At 45.7% G+C, this 18961-nt stretch carries 16 protein-coding genes, 16 tRNA genes and 2 rRNA genes; 31 read left to right on the top strand and 3 right to left on the bottom strand.

Translation table 11 applies throughout. The annotated features are described in order from the left end of the window. From LCM10_RS16555 to LCM10_RS16470, 18 genes are all read left to right on the top strand, one after another. A 23S ribosomal RNA gene (locus LCM10_RS16555) occupies positions 1–106 on the top strand; the annotation flags it as partial. A 168-nt stretch (positions 107–274) separates the two neighbouring features. Then, positions 275–391 (top strand): 5S ribosomal RNA (rrf, locus tag LCM10_RS16550). Positions 392–398: 7 nt separating this feature from the next. After that, a tRNA-Asn gene (locus tag LCM10_RS16545) sits at positions 399–473 on the top strand. 3 nt (positions 474–476) lie between these two features. Further along, positions 477–569, top strand: a tRNA-Ser gene (locus tag LCM10_RS16540). Positions 570–583: 14 nt separating this feature from the next. Then, positions 584–658 (top strand) — tRNA-Glu (locus LCM10_RS16535). Between the two features lie 32 nt (positions 659–690). After that, positions 691–766: transfer RNA gene (locus LCM10_RS16530), tRNA-Val, on the top strand. Between the two features lie 64 nt (positions 767–830). Next, a tRNA-Met gene (locus LCM10_RS16525) sits at positions 831–904 on the top strand. 7 nt (positions 905–911) lie between these two features. After that, a tRNA-Asp gene (locus tag LCM10_RS16520) sits at positions 912–988 on the top strand. Between the two features lie 178 nt (positions 989–1166). Then, positions 1167–1242 (top strand) — tRNA-Phe (locus LCM10_RS16515). 14 nt (positions 1243–1256) lie between these two features. Then, positions 1257–1332, top strand: a tRNA-Thr gene (locus LCM10_RS16510). A gap of 10 nt (positions 1333–1342) precedes the next feature. Beyond that, positions 1343–1426, top strand: a tRNA-Tyr gene (locus tag LCM10_RS16505). A gap of 109 nt (positions 1427–1535) precedes the next feature. Next, a tRNA-Trp gene (locus tag LCM10_RS16500) sits at positions 1536–1609 on the top strand. 9 nt (positions 1610–1618) lie between these two features. After that, positions 1619–1694, top strand: a tRNA-His gene (locus LCM10_RS16495). A 38-nt stretch (positions 1695–1732) separates the two neighbouring features. Continuing rightward, a tRNA-Gln gene (locus tag LCM10_RS16490) sits at positions 1733–1804 on the top strand. Positions 1805–1809: 5 nt separating this feature from the next. Next, a tRNA-Gly gene (locus tag LCM10_RS16485) sits at positions 1810–1884 on the top strand. A 7-nt stretch (positions 1885–1891) separates the two neighbouring features. After that, a tRNA-Cys gene (locus LCM10_RS16480) sits at positions 1892–1965 on the top strand. Between the two features lie 9 nt (positions 1966–1974). Next, positions 1975–2059 (top strand) — tRNA-Leu (locus LCM10_RS16475). 3 nt (positions 2060–2062) lie between these two features. Then, a tRNA-Gly gene (locus LCM10_RS16470) sits at positions 2063–2136 on the top strand. A gap of 440 nt (positions 2137–2576) precedes the next feature. Here the strand turns inward: LCM10_RS16470 and LCM10_RS16465 are convergent. Continuing rightward, positions 2577–2828, bottom strand: coding sequence for a hypothetical protein (locus LCM10_RS16465; RefSeq protein ID WP_224877388.1), 252 nt, complete (start codon positions 2826–2828; stop codon positions 2577–2579). Positions 2829–3016: 188 nt separating this feature from the next. On the opposite strand from LCM10_RS16465, the gene LCM10_RS16460 reads away from it, so the two are divergent. The 9 genes from LCM10_RS16460 (at position 3017) to LCM10_RS16420 (ending at position 13514) form a co-directional block, all read left to right on the top strand. Beyond that, a complete protein-coding gene (locus tag LCM10_RS16460) occupies positions 3017–3976 on the top strand; it encodes a carbohydrate ABC transporter permease (RefSeq protein ID WP_224877387.1) in 960 nt (319 codons plus the stop codon). After that, complete coding sequence (locus LCM10_RS16455; RefSeq protein WP_224877386.1) at positions 3976–4803, top strand: carbohydrate ABC transporter permease; 828 nt, start codon at positions 3976–3978, stop codon at positions 4801–4803. The genes LCM10_RS16460 and LCM10_RS16455 overlap by 1 nt, the downstream gene beginning before the upstream one ends. 70 nt (positions 4804–4873) lie before the next feature. Further along, entirely contained in the window at positions 4874–6151 is a 1278-nt protein-coding gene (locus tag LCM10_RS16450; protein ID WP_224877385.1) for an ABC transporter substrate-binding protein, read from the top strand. A gap of 174 nt (positions 6152–6325) precedes the next feature. Next, complete coding sequence (locus LCM10_RS16445) at positions 6326–8137, top strand: sensor histidine kinase (RefSeq protein WP_224877384.1); 1812 nt, start codon at positions 6326–6328, stop codon at positions 8135–8137. Continuing rightward, the gene (locus LCM10_RS16440) at positions 8118–9692 is read left to right on the top strand and encodes a response regulator (protein ID WP_224877383.1); all 1575 of its coding nucleotides are present in this window, start codon (positions 8118–8120) and stop codon (positions 9690–9692) included. The genes LCM10_RS16445 and LCM10_RS16440 overlap by 20 nt, the downstream gene beginning before the upstream one ends. A gap of 17 nt (positions 9693–9709) precedes the next feature. Beyond that, entirely contained in the window at positions 9710–10453 is a 744-nt protein-coding gene (locus tag LCM10_RS16435; protein WP_224877382.1) for a ThuA domain-containing protein, read from the top strand. Next, positions 10450–11475, top strand: a complete 1026-nt coding sequence (locus LCM10_RS16430) for a Gfo/Idh/MocA family protein (protein ID WP_224877381.1) — start codon at positions 10450–10452, stop codon at positions 11473–11475. Before LCM10_RS16435 ends, LCM10_RS16430 begins: the two co-directional genes overlap by 4 nt. Before the next feature lie 17 nt (positions 11476–11492). After that, positions 11493–12533 (top strand): Gfo/Idh/MocA family protein, encoded by a 1041-nt coding sequence (locus LCM10_RS16425; protein WP_224877380.1) that lies wholly within the window; start codon positions 11493–11495, stop codon positions 12531–12533. Positions 12534–12545: 12 nt separating this feature from the next. Beyond that, the gene (locus LCM10_RS16420) at positions 12546–13514 is read left to right on the top strand and encodes a sugar phosphate isomerase/epimerase family protein (protein ID WP_224877379.1); all 969 of its coding nucleotides are present in this window, start codon (positions 12546–12548) and stop codon (positions 13512–13514) included. Between the two features lie 1017 nt (positions 13515–14531). Here LCM10_RS16420 and LCM10_RS16415 read toward each other — a convergent pair. Next, positions 14532–14675, bottom strand: a complete 144-nt coding sequence (locus tag LCM10_RS16415) for a hypothetical protein (protein WP_224877378.1) — start codon at positions 14673–14675, stop codon at positions 14532–14534. After that, on the bottom strand, positions 14672–15343 hold the full coding sequence (locus LCM10_RS16410) for a B3/4 domain-containing protein (RefSeq protein WP_224877377.1): 672 nt from the start codon (positions 15341–15343) through the stop codon (positions 14672–14674). Before LCM10_RS16410 ends, LCM10_RS16415 begins: the two co-directional genes overlap by 4 nt. A gap of 105 nt (positions 15344–15448) precedes the next feature. Here LCM10_RS16410 and queG point away from each other — a divergent pair, with 105 nt between their 5' ends. The 4 genes from queG to nfsA all read left to right on the top strand — a co-directional run bounded on the left by queG (position 15449) and on the right by nfsA (position 18945). Then, positions 15449–16588 (top strand): tRNA epoxyqueuosine(34) reductase QueG, encoded by a 1140-nt coding sequence (queG, locus tag LCM10_RS16405; RefSeq protein WP_224877376.1) that lies wholly within the window; start codon positions 15449–15451, stop codon positions 16586–16588. Between the two features lie 93 nt (positions 16589–16681). Then, entirely contained in the window at positions 16682–17554 is an 873-nt protein-coding gene (locus LCM10_RS16400) for an amidase domain-containing protein (protein ID WP_224877398.1), read from the top strand. 64 nt (positions 17555–17618) lie between these two features. Further along, positions 17619–18107 carry a tRNA (uridine(34)/cytosine(34)/5-carboxymethylaminomethyluridine(34)-2'-O)-methyltransferase TrmL gene (gene trmL, locus LCM10_RS16395; protein ID WP_224877375.1) on the top strand — a complete coding sequence of 163 codons (489 nt, stop codon included), beginning with the start codon at positions 17619–17621 and terminating at the stop codon, positions 18105–18107. Between the two features lie 88 nt (positions 18108–18195). After that, positions 18196–18945, top strand: coding sequence for an oxygen-insensitive NADPH nitroreductase (nfsA, locus tag LCM10_RS16390; protein ID WP_224877374.1), 750 nt, complete (start codon positions 18196–18198; stop codon positions 18943–18945). Positions 18946–18961: the final 16 nt, after the last annotated feature.

Raw genomic sequence — 18961 nt, 5'->3', positions numbered from 1 at the left:
TTTATGTGAGTAAGATCCCTAGAAGATGACTAGGTAGATAGGTCAGAGGTGGAAGCATGGTGACATGTGGAGCTGACTGATACTAATCGATCGAGGACTTAACCACAAAGAGTCATTTTTAAATGAACAACGGCAATACCGGTAATCTTGACATCAATCCTTTATCTAGTTTTGAGAGAGCAAAAAAATCTCTTAAAAAGTACAAAAAAAGTCTTGAAAAAAACTTAAAAGACGATATAATAGTACTTGTCCTTAAAAAAGACATAAAAAATTGTCTGGTGACAATGGCGAAGAGGTCACACCCGTTCCCATGCCGAACACGGAAGTTAAGCTCTTCAGCGCCGATGGTAGTTGGGGGCTCTCCCCCTGTGAGAGTAGGACGTCGCCAGGCACATCATTCCGCAGTAGCTCAGTGGTAGAGCTATCGGCTGTTAACCGATCGGTCGCAAGTTCGAATCTTGCCTGCGGAGCCATATGGAGAGCTGTCCGAGTGGTCGAAGGAGCACGATTGGAAATCGTGTAGGCGGTCAAACACTGTCTCAAGGGTTCAAATCCCTTGCTCTCCGCCATAACATATTTACCTGGCCCGTTGGTCAAGCGGTTAAGACACCGCCCTTTCACGGCGGTAACACGGGTTCGAATCCCGTACGGGTCACCATTGAGTTTTTAAAGTAACTCAACATACATAACGGAGGATTAGCTCAGCTGGGAGAGCATCTGCCTTACAAGCAGAGGGTCGGCGGTTCGATCCCGTCATCCTCCACCATAGATTTTTGCGAAAGCAAAATATCTTACCATAAGAAAAGAGATTAAAGAACATTTTTTATCGTCGCGGGGTGGAGCAGTTCGGTAGCTCGTCGGGCTCATAACCCGAAGGTCGCAGGTTCAAATCCTGTCCCCGCAATACCATTGGTCTGGTAGTTCAGTTGGTTAGAATGCCTGCCTGTCACGCAGGAGGTCGCGGGTTCGAGTCCCGTCCAGACCGCCATTTTCAATAAATGGTTCAAATGAAGTTTCAATGGCTCAGTAGCTCAATTGGTAGAGAACGGTGAATAAGCTTCCCCGAGTAAACATCAGCGTACAGCTCGAGCAACTTCTTGAATAATCCTTCTGAGAGATGGACGATGGACAATCGGATCTTAATTTAGGAACGTAACATTAATAACGGCTCAGTAGCTCAGTTGGTAGAGCAATGGACTGAAAATCCATGTGTCGGCGGTTCGATTCCGTCCTGAGCCACCATATTTTATCACCTTGCCGGTGTAGCTCAACTGGTAGAGCAACTGACTTGTAATCAGTAGGTTGGGGGTTCAAGTCCTCTTGCCGGCACCATTCATTGGATGGAGGGGTAGCGAAGTGGCTAAACGCGGCGGACTGTAAATCCGCTCCTTCGGGTTCGGCAGTTCGAATCTGCCCCCCTCCACCATGATTTTTTGCGAAGCCTCAGCGGAGTAAAATAATCTTCCTTAACCTTTGCGCAGCGAAGCGGAGCAATATGCTTATATGCGAAGAGTAAGCAGTAAACAAATATTCATAGGGGCATAGTTTAACGGTAGAACGAAGGTCTCCAAAACCTTTGGTGTGGGTTCGATTCCTACTGCCCCTGCCAAACAACACGGCGATTGTGGCGAAGTGGTTAACGCACCGGATTGTGGTTCCGGCATTCGTGGGTTCGATTCCCATCAGTCGCCCCAACTTTTCACATCTTTATGAATGTGACATATACTATTATTGGGCTATAGCCAAGCGGTAAGGCATCGCACTTTGACTGCGACATGCGTTGGTTCGAATCCAGCTAGCCCAGTTTTTGCGGAAGTAGTTCAGTGGTAGAACACCACCTTGCCAAGGTGGGGGTCGCGGGTTCGAATCCCGTCTTCCGCTCCAATAATAAGGCGCCATAGCCAAGTGGTAAGGCAGAGGTCTGCAAAACCTTTATCACCGGTTCAAATCCGGTTGGCGCCTCCATATATGTATGCCGGTGTGGCGGAATAGGCAGACGCGCACGACTCAAAATCGTGTTCCTCACGGAGTGCCGGTTCGACCCCGGCCACCGGTACCATAAGCGGGTGTAGTTTAATGGTAAAACCTCAGCCTTCCAAGCTGATGTCGTGGGTTCGATTCCCATCACCCGCTCCAAGCATACATATACAAGACTTTCTCTTACTGAGAAAGTCTTTTTTCATTTTCAGAAGTGGCTAGACTGTTGATTTAGGAGGAGTGGCTAGCTTTTGTTGGGACCTACCTATGTTGAATGATTATCGTGAAATCGGTCCAATAAATGAAAAGTTGGTGCAATTATTTATGATCAGTTGCAATTACACTCCAACACACTACCATGACCTGCTTCAACTCGTGTATCCCCACCATCCAAAAGCATCAGATCGTCTTCAAATCATACTCATACCAGAATAAGAACCATTCCATACTTATTTTCCCCTAAAACTGCACCTAATCGTTTTCCACGACACCCACATCACCCAACCATCTTTTCACGCCACTGTCTAAACGACAAAACAACTAACCTCATCGCTGAAAGCTGCAAACCCCCAACCCAAAACAAACAATCACAAAGCCAACTACCCGAACCTTTTCCAAACCACCAACCCCAAGATTACACACGCGAACACCAATTGAAATCTTGCTCTATTCTTATTGCCGTCCATATAATCAAGCAGCATCTGGTGCACGGTCCTTACCAGCCAGAATATAAGAAGAAACGTCCAGCCAGTGGCATCATTAAAATAGTTGTCATCAAAGAAATAGATGAATGCCCCAAAAATGAGCAACACCTCAATTGTAGTGAAGACAATATTCAATCCTTTCCTCATTTCATTCACTCCTAGAAAGTTTTTACAGTATTCATACTACCATACCATCTTCCCTAAATGTGAGGGGGGATAAAATGAAGGGGTTGACTCCGACATCAGATAGTCAAAATAGTGCACCTTCTTTGTCAATTTTGTTGACCTCATTAAAAAAGGATCCCCGTTATAATAAAAGAAAGCGGTTACATTAAATGAGGGCGGTGATACATGTGGAACCTGGGATTCAGACCGGATCGGTAAAGACCCAAGCACAAATCAAGGCAGTATCGAAGAAGAAGTTTAAGTATAAGAGTTTGTTGACGTATGCTGCTTTTGTAGGACCTGCACTTATTTTTTTCCTTGTGATTCAAATTCTTCCCTTCTTGATGGGAGTCTATTATTCTTTCACTTCATGGAATGGAGTCAGTTCGGTTGTGGAGTGGGTAGGATTTGACAACTATAAACAGATATTTACGAATGATAAAACGTTCTTTAACTCGTTTATGTTTACGACGAAGTTCATGTTTGCGGCGGTTATCATCAGTAATCTCATCGGATTTGGGTTTGCTTTACTGTTAAATGCAGCTCTCAAGACACGTAATATCCTGAGAACGGTGTTTTTCATCCCGAATGTCATTGGCGGTTTACTACTAGGATTCATTTGGCAGTTTATCTTTGTAAAGGGGTTTGCGTCCGTTGGGAATATGACGGATATCGCATTCTTCAAGATGCCTTGGCTTGGAGATGAGAAGACGGCTTTCTGGGGGATCGTCATTGTGTTTGCATGGCAAATCAGCGGTTATATGATGGTCATTTATGTAGCGGCACTGCAAGGGGTGGATAATTCCCTTCTGGAAGCAGCGAAGATGGACGGGGCATCAAACTGGACGCTCCTGACGAGGATCATCATCCCATTGATTCTTCCGGCATTCACAATTTGCTTTTTCCTCACGATTTCGATGGCGTTCAAAATCTTTGATTTGAATATCTCGTTAACTGGGGGAGGACCTTTCAACTCGACTCAGTCAGTCGCGATCAATATTTATCAGGAAGCTTTCCAAAATAATCGTTATGGTCTAGGAACGGCGAAGTCCATTTTATTCTTTGTCGTCGTAGCGATTTTCACCACGGTTCAAGTGATGTTCACGAAGAAGAAGGAGGTTGAGGCATAATGGGCAATCGGTATACAAAGAAGACGTTTGTACTTGAGATTATCGGTATTGTGCTGGGTCTCATCTTCTTGATTCCTTTTTACTTCGTTTTGATCAATTCCGTTAAGCCGTTTGCTGCGATTCTCATTGATGCTGCAGCGTGGCCGAAGGAATTCATGTTTTCTAATTATGCGAAAGTATGGGAAGTGATTAACTTCCCAAGGGCATTCTGGAATTCTCTGGTCATCACGGTGGCGAGCAACATCGGGTTGGTCGTGATTAGTTCGATGGCTGCTTGGAAGATGGTACGGACACCGGGCAAGTTCAGCAAGATTTTATTTGTCATCTTTGTCTCAGCGATGGTCATCCCGTTTCAGACCGTGATGATTCCGTTGATGAAGCTCGGAGGGGCATTGAATCTGACGAATAGCATTCCTGGTCTGATCATCATGTACTTCGGGTTCGGGGTTCCATTATCACTGTTCTTATTTCACGGTTTTGTGAAAACCGTTCCTGTCGAGATCGAGGAGTCAGCGATGATTGATGGCTGCAGCCAGTTCGGTGTGTTCTGGAGAATCGTATTCCCTCTCTTGAAGCCGATCACAGTCACCGTCATCATCCTGAATACACTATGGATCTGGAATGACTATCTGCTTCCTCTCCTTGTATTACAGGATGCAGAGCTGCGCACCATTCCGCTGGCAGCAAGCTCTTTCTTTGCACAGTATACGAAGCAATGGGATATGGGGCTTGCGGCGCTGATGCTTGGTATCGCACCGATCATTGTATTCTTCCTATTCCTGCAGAAACATATCATCAAAGGGATTGCTTCGGGGTCCATCAAGTAGATATAAAGGTTCTGTCATTCACACAGGACTTTATATACAATAAAACTATATCAGGGAGGTCAAACCATTTATGAAACGCATTCTTTTATTACTTTCATCTTTTGTTCTTGTATTTGGGATCATTGCAGGTTGTTCGTCGAAAGAATCGTCATCAGGAAGCGACGGGGATTCTAAGTCGGGGGATGACGTTGTCACTCTAAACCTGTTCCAATTTAAAGTGGAAATTGCGGATCAGCTTCAAGAGATGATCAAGGAATTTGAAGCAGAACATCCAAACATCAAGGTGAAACTTGAAACAGTTGGTGGAGGGGCCGATTACGGTGCTGCACTAAAGGCGAAATTTGCTTCCGGGGAAGAGCCGGATATCTTCAACAACGGTGGATTCAAAGAGCTTGAGCTTTGGAAAGAGAAGTTAGCGGATCTTTCTGGTGAGCCATGGGTAGAGCATGTTCTACCAATCGGTAAAGTGCCGATGACGGCTGAAGACGGTAAGCTTTATGGTATGCCTGTTAATCTAGAAGGCTATGGATTTGTTTACAATAAGGATTTATTTGAAAAAGCGGGTATCAAAGAGGCTCCAAAGACAATTGATGAACTGAAGGATGCTTCTAAGAAACTTGAAAAAGCAGGCATCACTCCATTCTCAGCTGGTTACGGAGAATGGTGGGTAATCGGTCAGCATTTATTGAACATTCCTTTTGCACAGCAAGATGATCCTGAAGCATTCATTGCTGGTCTTTACGATGGATCTGAAAAGATCATAGGAAATGAGAAGTTCAAGCAATTCAAGGAAGTACTTGATACTGAGCTAAAATATGCGAACGATAATCCGTTGACAACGGACTACAACACGCAAGTGACGCTATTCGCTTCTGGTGAAACGGCGATGCTTCAACAAGGTAACTGGACTGAGAATATGATCACTGAGATCAACCCGGATATCAATATGGGCTTCCTGCCGATTGCATTGAACAATGAAGAAAGTGCAAACAGTCTTCCTGTCGGTGTACCGAACAACTGGGTATTGAACAAGAACTCTGAGCACCTTGAAGAAGCGAAAACATTCTTGAACTGGATGGTTTCGTCTGAAACAGGAAAACGATATGTCACTGAGGAATTTGCCTTCATCCCGGCATTCGATAATATCGAGCCTGCAGGACTTGGTGATCTCGGAACTTCCATTCTTGATTACTCAAAAGAAGAGAAAACGATTCCTTGGACTTGGTTCATGTGGCCAGATGGGGCAAACAAAGAGTTCGCAGCAGCGATCCAGGAATACGCTGCAGGAAAAATCGATTATGATACTTTACTTGAGAGATTCCAACAATCTTGGGATAACTTGAAGTAAAACAGAATATGAGGGAAGCATGTCTTTAAGAGGCATGCTTTCTGTCTATTCTTCTGCTGCTTAGGGTCATCTGTGATTTTGTTAGAAAACTAGCATTATTTCGAAAAAATCCTTCATGTATGTACAAGTAGGTATTATACTAGGGATAAGCAATGTGTGGAGGTATTGTCCCTCATGTTAAAGACTAGTATTCGCAATAAGCTGATCATCCTCCTCATGATTACGACCATCGTTCCTTTTGGGAGTTCAATCATCATCACATATTTGTACACGAAGAATTCGATTGAGGATCAAGTGGTGGCAGAGAGTAGGAATTTGTTGTATCAGGGTAAGGTCAACTTGGAAAGTTATATCAATGAACTGAACGACTTAACATTATCACTCTATAATAATCCTGATTTCATCAATTATATGAGGAATCCTGGTCAAGGAAACGATTATTTGACGATCGGCATTGTCAAGAATGTGGTCCAAACCCTTTTATACACAGGGGATACAATCAACGGAGTGACGATTTCTTTTAAGGAAGAAGACAGGATGATTTCAGCAACGAAGCGATCGACCGTCGTTTTTTCAAAAAGAAGGAATGACAGGGATATGGATGCCTTTCTTAGGGCCGAGCGAAGTCCTTACAATATGTATATTGAGCCGAATGATCCTCAGCAGGAAAAGGAAATCCGACGTTCGAAAAATATCATCACTGTACATAGAGCTTTCAGGAATATCCCAGATGATGACGTGCTTGCATATATTTCGCTGGATATATCCCCGGATAAGATCATCGACTTAAGCCGAAATCTCTATACACCGGACTCTGAAGAATTCTATTTATTGACTCCTGAAGGGGATATGATCTACAGCTCTGACCTTGAAGTCTCGGATGATAAGAATAACCAGAAGTGGATCAAGCGGATTGTAGATGGCAAAGAAGTCGCCGGGACGCTTGAATGGAAAGAAGATAATTTCAACGGGGTCATCATGTACGATCAGCTGCCCGCATCGGCAGGAGGGTGGATCCTTGCAAAACGAGTCAGTTATGCGAACCTTTACGAAAGCGCCTTCAGTGTGGCGAAGATCAATATCCTATTCGGCATCCTCGGATTGACGCTTGTCGTTCTTGCCACCCTTTTCGTTTCATTTAAAATCACATCACCGATCCGTGTGCTTTTGAGGAATATTCAGCAAGTGGAAAAAGGGAATATGGATGTACAATTCCCTGTATTCGGTTCAGATGAAATCGGGTTACTCGGATACAGGTTTCAACAAATGATTGAAAGGATCAATACGCTGATCAACCGGGAGTATAAGCTGGAAATTGAGAATAAAAGCAACCAACTAAAAGTGCTTCAATCACAGATCAATCCTCACTTCCTTTATAATGCCCTTCAGTCGATCGGGACGATAGCGTTAAAGAATAAAGTCCCTCAGGTGTATACGCTCATTACGCATCTTTCAAAAATCATGAGATACGGGATGAACATGGAAGAGGATTTGGTTCCCTTGGATAAGGAAATCAATTACACTAAAGCATTCCTGCTTCTCCAGAAGGAACGATTCGGCGAAAATCTCCAATACAGCATAGAGGTGGATGATTCAGTTAAGGAGGTTGTCGTTCCGAAGATGATTCTTCAGCCGATCATTGAGAATTATTTCAAGCATGGGTTCGACATTCGGGATGGGATCGGAAAGATTCATCTGAGTTGCATGAAAGAAGAGGAAATGCTTGCGATCACCATAAAGGATAACGGCATCGGTGTGAAGGAGGAACGATTAGAGGAGATCTATGAACATTTTCGTGCAGCAGCCTTGAATAAGACTGGGGAAGCCACGAATATCGGATTGAAAAATGTATACGTGAGGCTGAAGCTTTATTATGACGAGGCAGCCGAGTTACTTCTTGAGAATCTTGATGAAGGAGGTTTCAAAGTTACGATGAAGCTGCCGATTAAGAGGGAAGGTGAAGCGAATGAAAGCAATCATCATTGACGACGAAAGACATGTGCGTGAAGGATTACTTTTATTAGCGGACTGGGAGCGATTCGGAATCGTCACCATTCTCGAGGCAGAGGATGGGGAACAGGCGAAGAGCTTGATCACAGAACACAGGCCGGAAATCATCTTTACGGATATGAGGATGCCGAGGCTTGACGGGATTAATCTTCTAAAGTGGCTCCATTCATCGGATATCAAAAGTAAGACGATCGTAGTGAGCGGTTACGATGATTTTGACTATATGAGAAATGCCATTCACTATAATAGCTTTGATTATATCCTGAAGCCGATCGAACCCGATATTCTCAATGAGACGTTGGAAAAAGCCGTGAATGAATGGAAGGAACAAGCCCGTACAAGAAAGTTCCTGGTCAATGAAAACCGTGTAGTCAATGAAGTGAAGCCGCTTTATTGGGATCGGCTGTTTTCAACTCTGTGCAGGACGGATTCGAACAGTGAAGCTGCAGTAGAGAAGATTCGAACGGAGTATGAAGTACCATTCCTTCAAGTTCAGAAGACGATCGCACTGATCAGGATCAAGCCTATCGTCATGAAATCATTCCATGGCGATGAAGACCTCGCCTTCTTCACCGTGACCAATATAGGGAATGAGCTGTTGAGAAAGAACAATGATGGCGTTTGTTTCAGGAACATCCACAAAGACGGGGAGCTCGTCATCCTTTTCTGGAATGATAAGAACATCGCGTACTTACTGGATCAAGTCTATTCGCTAATTTACCAGTTCAGTAAAGTATGCACATCGGTTGCTTTAGGTAAACCATCGAGGAACATACTGGAGGCCTATTCATCCGCTTTGGAAGGGTATATGCGGCATGATTTAACAAAAGTAGAAAAAATCATTGCTTCCGAGACGGAATCCAGACCACTACTGCATTTGCTCGACTATTCCAATGAATTGAAATGGGCCATCAAGACAGGGAATCCAGCTGGTGTGGAATCACGGCTTCAAGAAATTTTTCACACGCTTGAAAGCCATCACACACTCTCGTTGGAGCAAATCGATGTGTGGGAAAATCAATTTGAAATACTCCGGAATAATTGGTTGAAAGAATATAAGATTGAGAGCTCATCCCCATTTTCCCCCGGGACAGACTACTGGAGGGAGGATGGTACAGTTTCTTTCAGGCGTTTCAAGGAAGAGAAGATAAGGGAGTTCAACGAGTTGGTGGAAGCGCTGACATCGATGAAGTATCAAAAAGAGAAAACCAATATGCAACAGATTGAAGAGTACTTGCAACAGCACTACCAGGAGGACGTGACCCTCCAGGAAATCGCAGATACGTTCTTCTTGAGCAGGGAATACATTTCAAGGAAGTTCAAACAGGAATATAAGCATACGGTCATCGACTATTTGACCCACATCCGATTGGATAAAGCGATGAAGTTATTGGAGAATCCCTATCTGAAAATATATGAAGTCGCTTATGGAGTCGGGTACGGGAACGAGAAATACTTCAGTAAAGTCTTCAAAAAACAAGTCGGGATGACACCGAATGAATATAGGCAATCCCTTTCTACTAAATCATAAAAGCGGAGGTTGAAATCATGATAAACGTTACGGTATGGAATGAAAATCGACATGAGCAGAAAAGTGAAAAGGTGCGTGAAGTATATCCTAAAGGGATCCATGGACAAATCGCATCTTTCCTCGAGGGAGAATCCTTTAAGGTGAGGACAGCCACGCTTGATGAAGAACAGCACGGACTGACCGATGAGGTGCTTCAATCGACGGATGTCCTTGTTTGGTGGGGGCATATCGCTCACGAAGAAGTGTCGGATGATGTGGTGGAAAAGGTGAAGCAGCGTGTCCTTGACGGAATGGGATTGATTGTTCTGCATTCCGGTCACTTTTCAAAAATTTTCAAAGAGCTGATGGGGACGTCCTGTGATTTGAAATGGCGGGAAGCCGATGAAAAAGAGCGCATCTGGATTGTCGATCCAAGTCATCCAATCGCTGCAGGCCTTGGGGAAACCATCGAGCTTGAAAAAGAAGAAATGTACGGTGAGCATTTTGACATCCCGGCACCCGACCAGCTGGTGATGGTGAGCTGGTTCGAAGGTGGGGAAGTGTTCAGGAGCGGCTGTACGTATCAGCGCGGCAACGGCAAGATCTTCTACTTCCGTCCGGGTCACGAAACATATCCGACTTATTATAACCGTGAAGTCCAGAAAGTGATCATCAATGCCGTTGAATGGGCAAAGCCTGTTGGGCGCAACAGACCTGTTTACGGAAATGCAAAGCCTCTGGAAGAAATCAAAGCGAAGGGTGAAAAGGAGGAAGTAAAATGAGTTCATTAAAAATCGGGGTCATCGGCTGTGGAAGCATCGCTCAACACCGTCACCTGCCTGAATATGAGAGTAATAAAAATGTAGAGATCGTGGCGGTTTGCGACATCGTGGAGGAACGTGCCAGGAAGACGGCTGAAAAATACGGGGCCGAAGCCTATACGAGCTATAAAGAACTTCTTTCCAACCATGAAGTGGAAGCCGTCAGTGTATGTACGCCGAACTATTTACATGCACCGATCTCGATTGCCGCACTGAATGCGGGTAAGCACGTACTGTGTGAAAAGCCGATGGCAACATCGGCGGAAGAAGCGGAGAACATGATTGCAGCTGCCGAGAAGAGCGGAAAGAAATTGATGATTGCACACAATCAGCGCTTTGTTCCTTCACACCAGAAGGCGAAAGAGCTGATCGAGAAAGGTGAAGTCGGCAAGATTTACAGCTTCCGTACAGCATTCGGCCACGGCGGCCCGGAAGGATGGAGTGCGGACGGCAAAGACAGCTGGTTCTTTAAAAAGGATGAAGCGTTCATCGGCGCGATGGGGGATCTCGGTGTCCATAAGACCGATTTGCTTCGATATGTGCTGGGTGAAGAATTCGTGGAAGTCGGGGCATTTGTTGAAACCAGCGCAAAGGAAAATGCCGATGTGGACGATACCGCGGTATGTGTGCTGAAAACAGAAAGCGGAACGATCGGGACCCTTGCAGCCAGCTGGTCGTACGTGTCGAAAGAAGACAACTCCACGATCATTTACGGAGAAAAAGCGATTCTCCGTTTAGAGGATGATCCGGTTCATTCATTGGTTGTGCAATACGCAACAGGTGAAGTCGTCAGATATGAACTTGGCGGCATCCAAACGAATGATGATGAGGGTCAGACGAACTCACGTGTGATTGATCAGTTTGTACAGTCCGTTCTCGGGGACACCGAACCACCAGTAAGCGGGAGGGAAGGAATGAGGTCCCTGCAGGTCGTGTTATCGGCACTCCAATCAAATGAAACGAAAACCATCGTAAAACTGTAACCTGAGGTGAATGCAGCATGTCAAAGCTTCGAATGGGAATGATCGGGGTCGGGGGAATCGCCCAAAGCCGTCATATCCCAACGTTTATAAAATTATCCGATACGGTATCACTGGAAGCGGTCAGTGATATCAACGCATCGACGGCAGAAACCGTCGCTAAAGAGTTCGATATCCCGAGGGTCTTCTCAGACTACCGTGACATGTTCGAACATGTCGATGCCGTCACAATCTGTACGCCGAATAAATTCCACAGTGAAATAACGATAGCGGCGCTTCAAGCAGGTGTCCATGTATTCTGTGAAAAACCGATGGCGATGACGCCTGAAGAATGCCAGGCGATGATCGACGCCTCCAAGAAATCAGGGAAAGTATTGGCGATAGCCTATCACTACCGGTTCATGAAAGATTCAAGGGCGGCGAAACGATTCATCGATGCAAACGAAATCGGTGAGCCGATCGTGGCAAGGGCAAGGGCCATCCGGAGACGAAAGGTTCCGGGATGGGGCGTATTCACGAATAAGGAGCTGCAAGGAGGCGGAAGTCTCATCGATTACGGCTGCCACTTCCTTGACCTGTCACTCTGGTTACTCGGGAGCCCGAAGCCTGTTGAAGTGACCGGCACAGCCTACAACAAGCTCAGCAGGATCCCTGGGGAAGTCAACCAGTGGGGAGACTTCGACCGTGAGAACTTTGAAGTCGATGATCATGTGACCGCCTATATCAAGTTTGATAACGGCGCATCGATGCTCTTTGAAACATCGTGGTCGGCCAATGTGAAGGGTGATGAAGAAAGCTTGAGTATATCCGGGGAAACGGGCGGTATCGACCTTTTTCCTCTACACATCAATCAGATGAAGCACGGCATGCTTTTGAACAGTGAAGCCGACTGGATTCCAGGTGAGGAGGATCCAAGTCTTCCTCAAGCGGCAAACTTCATTAATAGCTGCCTTGGTCTTGAAGAGCTGATCGTCAAGCCGGAAGAAGCGATGACTGTTTCCGTAATCGTCGATGCGATTTATAAAAGCAGTGAAACACGTCAAAGTATCACATTGAACTAGGAGGAAGCACAGATGAAATTAGGTGTATTTACCGTATTATTTTCTCAAAAGAATCTCGATGAAATGCTCGATTACGTGAAGGATGCAGGCTTGAATGCGGTCGAAATCGGAACCGGGGGTTATCCGGGCAACGCGCATTGCGACCTTGATGCCCTTTTGGAAAATGAAGAAATGCGTGTCGAGTACCTGCAAAAAGTTACGTCCCGCGGACTTGAAATCAGTGCCTTCAGCTGTCACGGCAACCCGATTTCACCAGATGCTGCTTTTGCGGAAGAATCCCATGCTGCCCTCGAAAAAACAATCAAGCTAGCGGGTGTCATGAATGTCCCTGTCGTCAATTGCTTCTCGGGAACGGCTGGCGATCATGAAGGTGCCAAGCATCCAAACTGGCCGGTCGCTCCATGGCCGAATGAATACGGTGATATCCTCACGTGGCAATGGGAAGAGAAGTTGATCCCTTACTGGAAGAAGATGGGACAGCTTGCGGAAGAGCACGGTGTGAAAATCGGCCTCGAGCTGCACGGTGGCTTCCTTGTTCATACACCGTACACGCTCCTGAAGCTAAGGGAGGAAACATGCGATGCAATCGGTGCCAACCTCGACCCGAGTCACCTCTGGTGGCAAGGAATCGATCCGGTTGCAGCAATCAAGATCCTTGGAAAAGAAAATGCAATCCATCACTTCCATGCGAAGGACACGTATATCGATCAAGATAACGTCAATATGTACGGCCTGACCGATATGCAGCCGTATGGAAACATCCAGACCCGTGCATGGTCGTTCCGTTCAGTCGGATGCGGTCACAGCCTTCAGGAATGGTCCGACATGATGAGTGCGCTCCGTACGTTTGGCTACGACTATGTCGTCAGCATTGAACACGAAGACCCGATCATGTCGATCGAAGAAGGATTCGCGCGTGCGGTCAAGAACCTGAAATCGATCCTGATCGAGGAACAGCCTTCGGATATGTGGTGGGTGTAGGGATGAGAGAGGACCCTTTTGGGGGTTCTCTTTTTTGTTTTGGGTTGGTTAAGTGCGTATGTGGAGTGGGAGAGGGGGATGGGAATGGGTGTTGTTGTGTTCCATTATTTGGTAAGTGACTGAATAAATTCGATTTCTCGAAGATTTTTGGTGCTTTCTCGAAGAATATAGGTGGAGACTAAAAGATTATTAGCTTTTTCTCGAAGATTAGTGCTTGAAATTAAAAGATTATTGGATCTAACCAGTGAAGAGAGACTATTTTTACATGAAATCGTCAAAATGTCACGCTGGGTATTTCCTTAATTTAGTAAGTGACGGAATAAATTCGATTTCTCGAAGATTTTTGGTGCTTTCTCGAAGAATATAGGTGGAGACTAAAAGATTATTAGCCATTTCTCTAAGATTAGTGCTGGAAATTAAAAGATTAATGGATCAAACCAGTGAGGAGAGACTATTTTTACAAGAAATCGTCAAAAGGCCACGCTAAAAATTACCTTAATTTGGTAAGTGACTGAATAAATTTCGATTTCTCGAAGATTTTTGGTGCTTTCTCGAAGAATATAGGTGGAGACTAAAAGATTATTAGCCATTTCTCGAAGATTAGTGCTTGAAATTAAAAGATTAATGGATCAAACCAGTGAGGAGAGACTATTTTTACAAGAAATCGTCAAAATGTCACGCTGTATATTTCCTTAATTTGGTAAGTGACGGAATAAATTCGATTTCTCGAAGATTATCGGCGCTTTCTCGAAGAATATAGGGGGAAACTAAAAGATTATCACCTGTTTCTCGAAGATTCTTGCTCCAAACTAAAAGATTTTTGATGTAATCAATGGTCAAAGCTCAGTTTCGTGGAGAAACGGTCCCAAAAAAGCTGTAACTTTAGAGAATTTCAGTGCCGTGCTTTATTTTACATAAGAAAATGTCCCCGCTCCAAGTTCAAACCCCCTCATTCCATAAAAAATAACCCGGTCAACCATCAACAATTGGCTCCCAGGTTATTCATCATGTTCCTAATCAACATATCAGGCCAGAACTCACCAGGCCTGCACTCATCAGGACCTCATCCACCAGGCCAGAACTCATCAGGACCTCATCCACCAGGCCAGAACTCATCAGGCCCTCACCAATCAGGCCCTCATTCATCCAACCCCCATTCACCCTCCAACCACTCGGCAAGTACCTTCTCCACCATGAATCCCGATAAACATATCCATTAAAGAGTTTGTCAGCTTCTCACCTTCTGAAACAGGGAGGGAAGGCCTCAAGAAGATGATTTGTACTGCATCGGTCGTTCCATTTCCCACCGGGGCGCGATTGGAATCGACGAATGGGCTGCCGAAAGGGCCATCCTCATCGGCGGCAATGATCAAGTCCTCCAGGGAGTTTTCCCGTCCGTTCAGCCCAACATAGGTTTCATCAGTCCGGCCAATACGCAGCTGCAAGGCATCCCCCTTGAGCTGCCCACGATCATAGATTCCGATCGGCACCTCGTACTGTAAGGAGAAAAAGTTGTTCAAATCGATTGCTGAGTTGATGGTGGAGAGATAGTTCTGCTTTTTGACGCGGCGGTAAAGTGCCTCGGCCGAGTGACGGTAGCGGTTTGGGTCTTTACCTGTTTTCTTGAAGACATCCCGCCACTCGGCTACGCCTCTGATGCTGGTTACATTTTTATCTTGAAGGTCGAAGAAAATGGATTCCTGAAATAGCTGTAGTCTTCCTTTCAGCATTTGAGGGGAATCTCCGACTTCGATATTATGGTATTGGATCAAACCAATCTTGAAATCCGGTATCTTGGATGTGATCGATGCATCTATTGTCATTTCCATTATTTTTCCTCCACATTTTGTTTCAAATAGTTTATCATAATACTCGGACTTAATCATTTTAGACGAATTTTCATTACTATATATAAGGAAAGGAGGCAGGACGCCTTGGATTTTGATCAGTTGAAGAAGGATATCATCGATTACAGCAAACAGATTGGCATTGATAAGATCGGCTTCACTACCGCTAACACGTTTTCTGAAATGAAAAATAGGTTGATCCGGCAGGAGATGTTCGGTTATCAATCGGGATTCGAAGAAAAGGACATCGAGAAGCGGGTCGATCCTTCCCTTATATTCGATGGGCCGAAATCGATCATTAGCATTGCTCTTGCCTACCCTTCCAGGATGAAGGATGCCCCTCAAAGTAAGCGAGGCGAAAGACGAGGTATTTTCTGCAGGGCTTCATGGGGGACCGATTATCATCATGTGTTGAGAGATCGCTTGAAGAAGCTGGAAGAATATATTGTGTCCCGAGTGCCCGAGGCCCGTTTTAAATCCATGGTCGATACAGGGGAGCTTGTTGACCGGGCGGTTGCTGAGCGCGCCGGGATCGGTTGGAGCGGAAAAAATTGCAGCATCATCACGCCTGAATTCGGATCTTATGTGTATCTGGGGGAAATGGTGACGAATCTTCCGTTTGAACCGGATGAACCAATGGAGGATCAGTGCGGGACTTGCAACAAATGTGTGGACGTCTGTCCGACCGGAGCGCTTGTTGAGGGCGGACAGCTGGATGCGCAGAAATGCATCGCCTTTTTGACACAGACGAAAGGGTTCCTTGCAGATGAGTACCGGGTGAAGCTCGGAAATCGCTTATACGGATGTGATACGTGTCAGACCGTTTGTCCGGAAAATAAGGGGATGGACTTTCATTTTCATGAAGAAATGGAGCCCGATCCAGAAATTGCGAAGCCACTGTTAAAGCCGCTGCTGACGATCAGCAACCGTGAATTCAAGGAGAAGTATGGCCATGTATCAGGTTCCTGGAGAGGCAAGAAGCCGATTCAGCGGAATGCCATCATCGCGCTTGCGCATTACAAGGACGATACCGCGATTGAAGAATTGATCCATGTGATGAAAAAAGACGTGAGACCCGTCATGCGCGGGACATCTGCCTGGGCATTGGGCAAAATTGGCGGGGACGAAGCAGAAGAAGCTTTGTTAAGGCAAAAGGAAATCGAAAAAGATGAAGAAGTGCTGGCCGAAATTCAAAAGGGCATCGAGCTGCTTGCTTCAGACATATGATAGGGATGGATCCGGTCAAAGACGGATTCATCCTTTTTTGTTTTGAAGAGGGTCCTTCCCTCATAGAAATAAGAGTGAGGAGGGAAGGCGATGATCAGACAGCTTCTGATGGATCGAATCAATCATGTAATCAGTGAATATACAACCCGGGGACAAACCGATTTTCAACATGAGAAAGTGAAACGGAAAAAAGATTTATTCCAGCGGCGGAATGCAGAAATCGTCAAGGTGGAGGCGTCGGGAATGGTGCGGGAGATCAAGGAGCAACCGGATGACACCAGTTCCGTTCTTTACGATGTCCATTATAAATATTTAGTGAAGCAAGGTTCGTTCTTTTATCTTGAAGAAGAGGTGGAGAATAGGAGAGCGGTCTATTATGATGGCCATCTTTATGACGATGGGGAAGTTCCTGTCACCGTGGACGAACTTAGTTCATTGGATGATCCGCCTGCACACAACGAAGAAGACAGGGTTTCTTATCAATACGACCGTTTGAGTGCGGTTCAGTACGCAGAAAAGTGGTGGAACACGTATAATCCCGCTTACCGGAAGTTTGAAAATGACTGCACGAATTTCATTTCCCAATGCCTGCATGCCGGGAATGCCCCTATGAGGGGATACCCTTCGCAGGGGAAAGGCTGGTGGATGAGGGGGAATAGCTGGAGTTACAGTTGGACGGTTGCAAACTCCATGAGGCTTCATCTGCCCGCATCGACGATCGGGCTTCGTGCCAGGGAAGTGGGGAGCCCCCATAAGCTGAAGCTTGGGGATGTCATTTGCTATGATTTTGAAGGGGATGGCCGTTTCGATCATACAACCATTGTGACAGGGCGTGATGCAGACGGGATGCCTCTCGTGAATGCACACACCTTCAATAGCCGGATGAGGTATTGGAAGTATGAAGACTCCACTGCCTATACCCCTAACATCAAATACAAGTTTTACACAATCATCGATGATCGTTAAGTATTGTCCTCCCGCCGAGAAATGGTATAATGTCACATAGAGTTTTATGAATGAGGTGACATACATGGGAGTACATGTTGTATTATATCAACCAGAAATTCCAGCAAATACGGGAAATATCGCAAGAACATGCGCGGCAACCGATACGACGCTGCATTTGATCCGTCCCCTCGGGTTTTCAACAGACGATAAAATGTTGAAAAGAGCGGGGCTAGACTATTGGCAGCACGTCAAGATCGTGTACTATGACTCACTAGATGAATTTTTCCAGAAGAATGAAGGCGGGGAGTTTTTCTACTTGACCAAGTATGGCAAGATCCCGCACTCTGATTTTGATTACAGCGTGGAGGATAAGGACTACTTCTTTATCTTCGGACGGGAAACAACGGGCCTTCCGGATGATGTGATCGAGAATAATCTGGACCGTGCACTTAGAATTCCGATGAACGAGAACGTCCGTTCATTGAACCTTTCCAACACGGCAGCGATCCTGGTATACGAAGCCCTCAGGCAGCGCAATTATCCGGGACTTCACAGGGAATTGCCGAAGTGATCGAAAAGGGATGAGAATCATATGATTTTCATTCCTTTTTTTATTTGGCTTATACTATAGAAAAAGAGGCTTTGAAGGAGAATGATCTATGAACCAGACAATTGAAACCATCTTGAATCATCGTTCGATCCGCCATTTTAAAAATGAACCACTGACGGACGAAGAGATCACCACGATCGTTCGGAGTGCGCAGGTTGCGAGTACGTCAAGCTATATTCAAGCATACACGATCATCGGGGTGAAGGATCCCGCTAAAAAGAAGAAGCTTGCGGAGCTTGCAGGAAATCAGAGCTATGTAGAAGAAAATGGTCATTTCTTTGTGTTCTGCGCTGACTTATTCCGTCATGAGCAGATCGGAAAATGGGAGGACGCCGATGTGATCCCGTCATTGGAAAGCACGGAAAAATTCATGGTCGCCCTGATCGATGCTTCCCTTGCCGCTCAGAATGCATCGATTGCTGCTGAATCCATGGGGATGGGCATCTGCTACATAGGAGGAATCCGGAACGACCTCGAAGCCGTGAGTGAAGTGCTCGGACTTCCCGAGCGCGTCATCCCGTTATTCGGACTGGCTGTCGGGTATCCGGCTTCAGATTCAAGTGTGAAGCCGCGTCTGCCGCTCGGAGCCGTTTATCATGAGGATGCGTACATGGCTGATGAAGCCCGGATGAAAGCGGAATTGGACCAATATGACGAAACGATTTCTTCCTATTATCACGAACGCACCGGCGGGAAACGATCCGACCGCTGGACCGGACAGATGGCAGCCATGCTGTCGGCGAAGAAGCGGATGTATATGAAGGAGTTTGTTGAAAAGCGTGGGTTTGATAAAAGGTAACGAATTTGACGATGAG

Origin of the sequence: Rossellomorea aquimaris (genome assembly GCF_020171925.1) — a bacterium.
Lineage (GTDB): Bacteria > Bacillota > Bacilli > Bacillales > Bacillaceae_B > Rossellomorea > Rossellomorea aquimaris_F.
Note: the sequence above shows the minus strand (reverse complement) of the source record. Positions and strands in the feature narration are given on the sequence as shown.

Coding starts and splice junctions, on each gene's coding strand:
- LCM10_RS16465 (WP_224877388.1), bottom strand. CDS start 2,828: ATGAGGAAAGGATTGAATATTGTCTTCACTACAATTGAGGTGTTGCTC.
- LCM10_RS16460 (WP_224877387.1), top strand. CDS start 3,017: ATGAGGGCGGTGATACATGTGGAACCTGGGATTCAGACCGGATCGGTA.
- LCM10_RS16455 (WP_224877386.1), top strand. CDS start 3,976: ATGGGCAATCGGTATACAAAGAAGACGTTTGTACTTGAGATTATCGGT.
- LCM10_RS16450 (WP_224877385.1), top strand. CDS start 4,874: ATGAAACGCATTCTTTTATTACTTTCATCTTTTGTTCTTGTATTTGGG.
- LCM10_RS16445 (WP_224877384.1), top strand. CDS start 6,326: ATGTTAAAGACTAGTATTCGCAATAAGCTGATCATCCTCCTCATGATT.
- LCM10_RS16440 (WP_224877383.1), top strand. CDS start 8,118: ATGAAAGCAATCATCATTGACGACGAAAGACATGTGCGTGAAGGATTA.
- LCM10_RS16435 (WP_224877382.1), top strand. CDS start 9,710: ATGATAAACGTTACGGTATGGAATGAAAATCGACATGAGCAGAAAAGT.
- LCM10_RS16430 (WP_224877381.1), top strand. CDS start 10,450: ATGAGTTCATTAAAAATCGGGGTCATCGGCTGTGGAAGCATCGCTCAA.
- LCM10_RS16425 (WP_224877380.1), top strand. CDS start 11,493: ATGTCAAAGCTTCGAATGGGAATGATCGGGGTCGGGGGAATCGCCCAA.
- LCM10_RS16420 (WP_224877379.1), top strand. CDS start 12,546: ATGAAATTAGGTGTATTTACCGTATTATTTTCTCAAAAGAATCTCGAT.
- LCM10_RS16410 (WP_224877377.1), bottom strand. CDS start 15,343: ATGGAAATGACAATAGATGCATCGATCACATCCAAGATACCGGATTTC.
- trmL (WP_224877375.1), top strand. CDS start 17,619: ATGGGAGTACATGTTGTATTATATCAACCAGAAATTCCAGCAAATACG.
- nfsA (WP_224877374.1), top strand. CDS start 18,196: ATGAACCAGACAATTGAAACCATCTTGAATCATCGTTCGATCCGCCAT.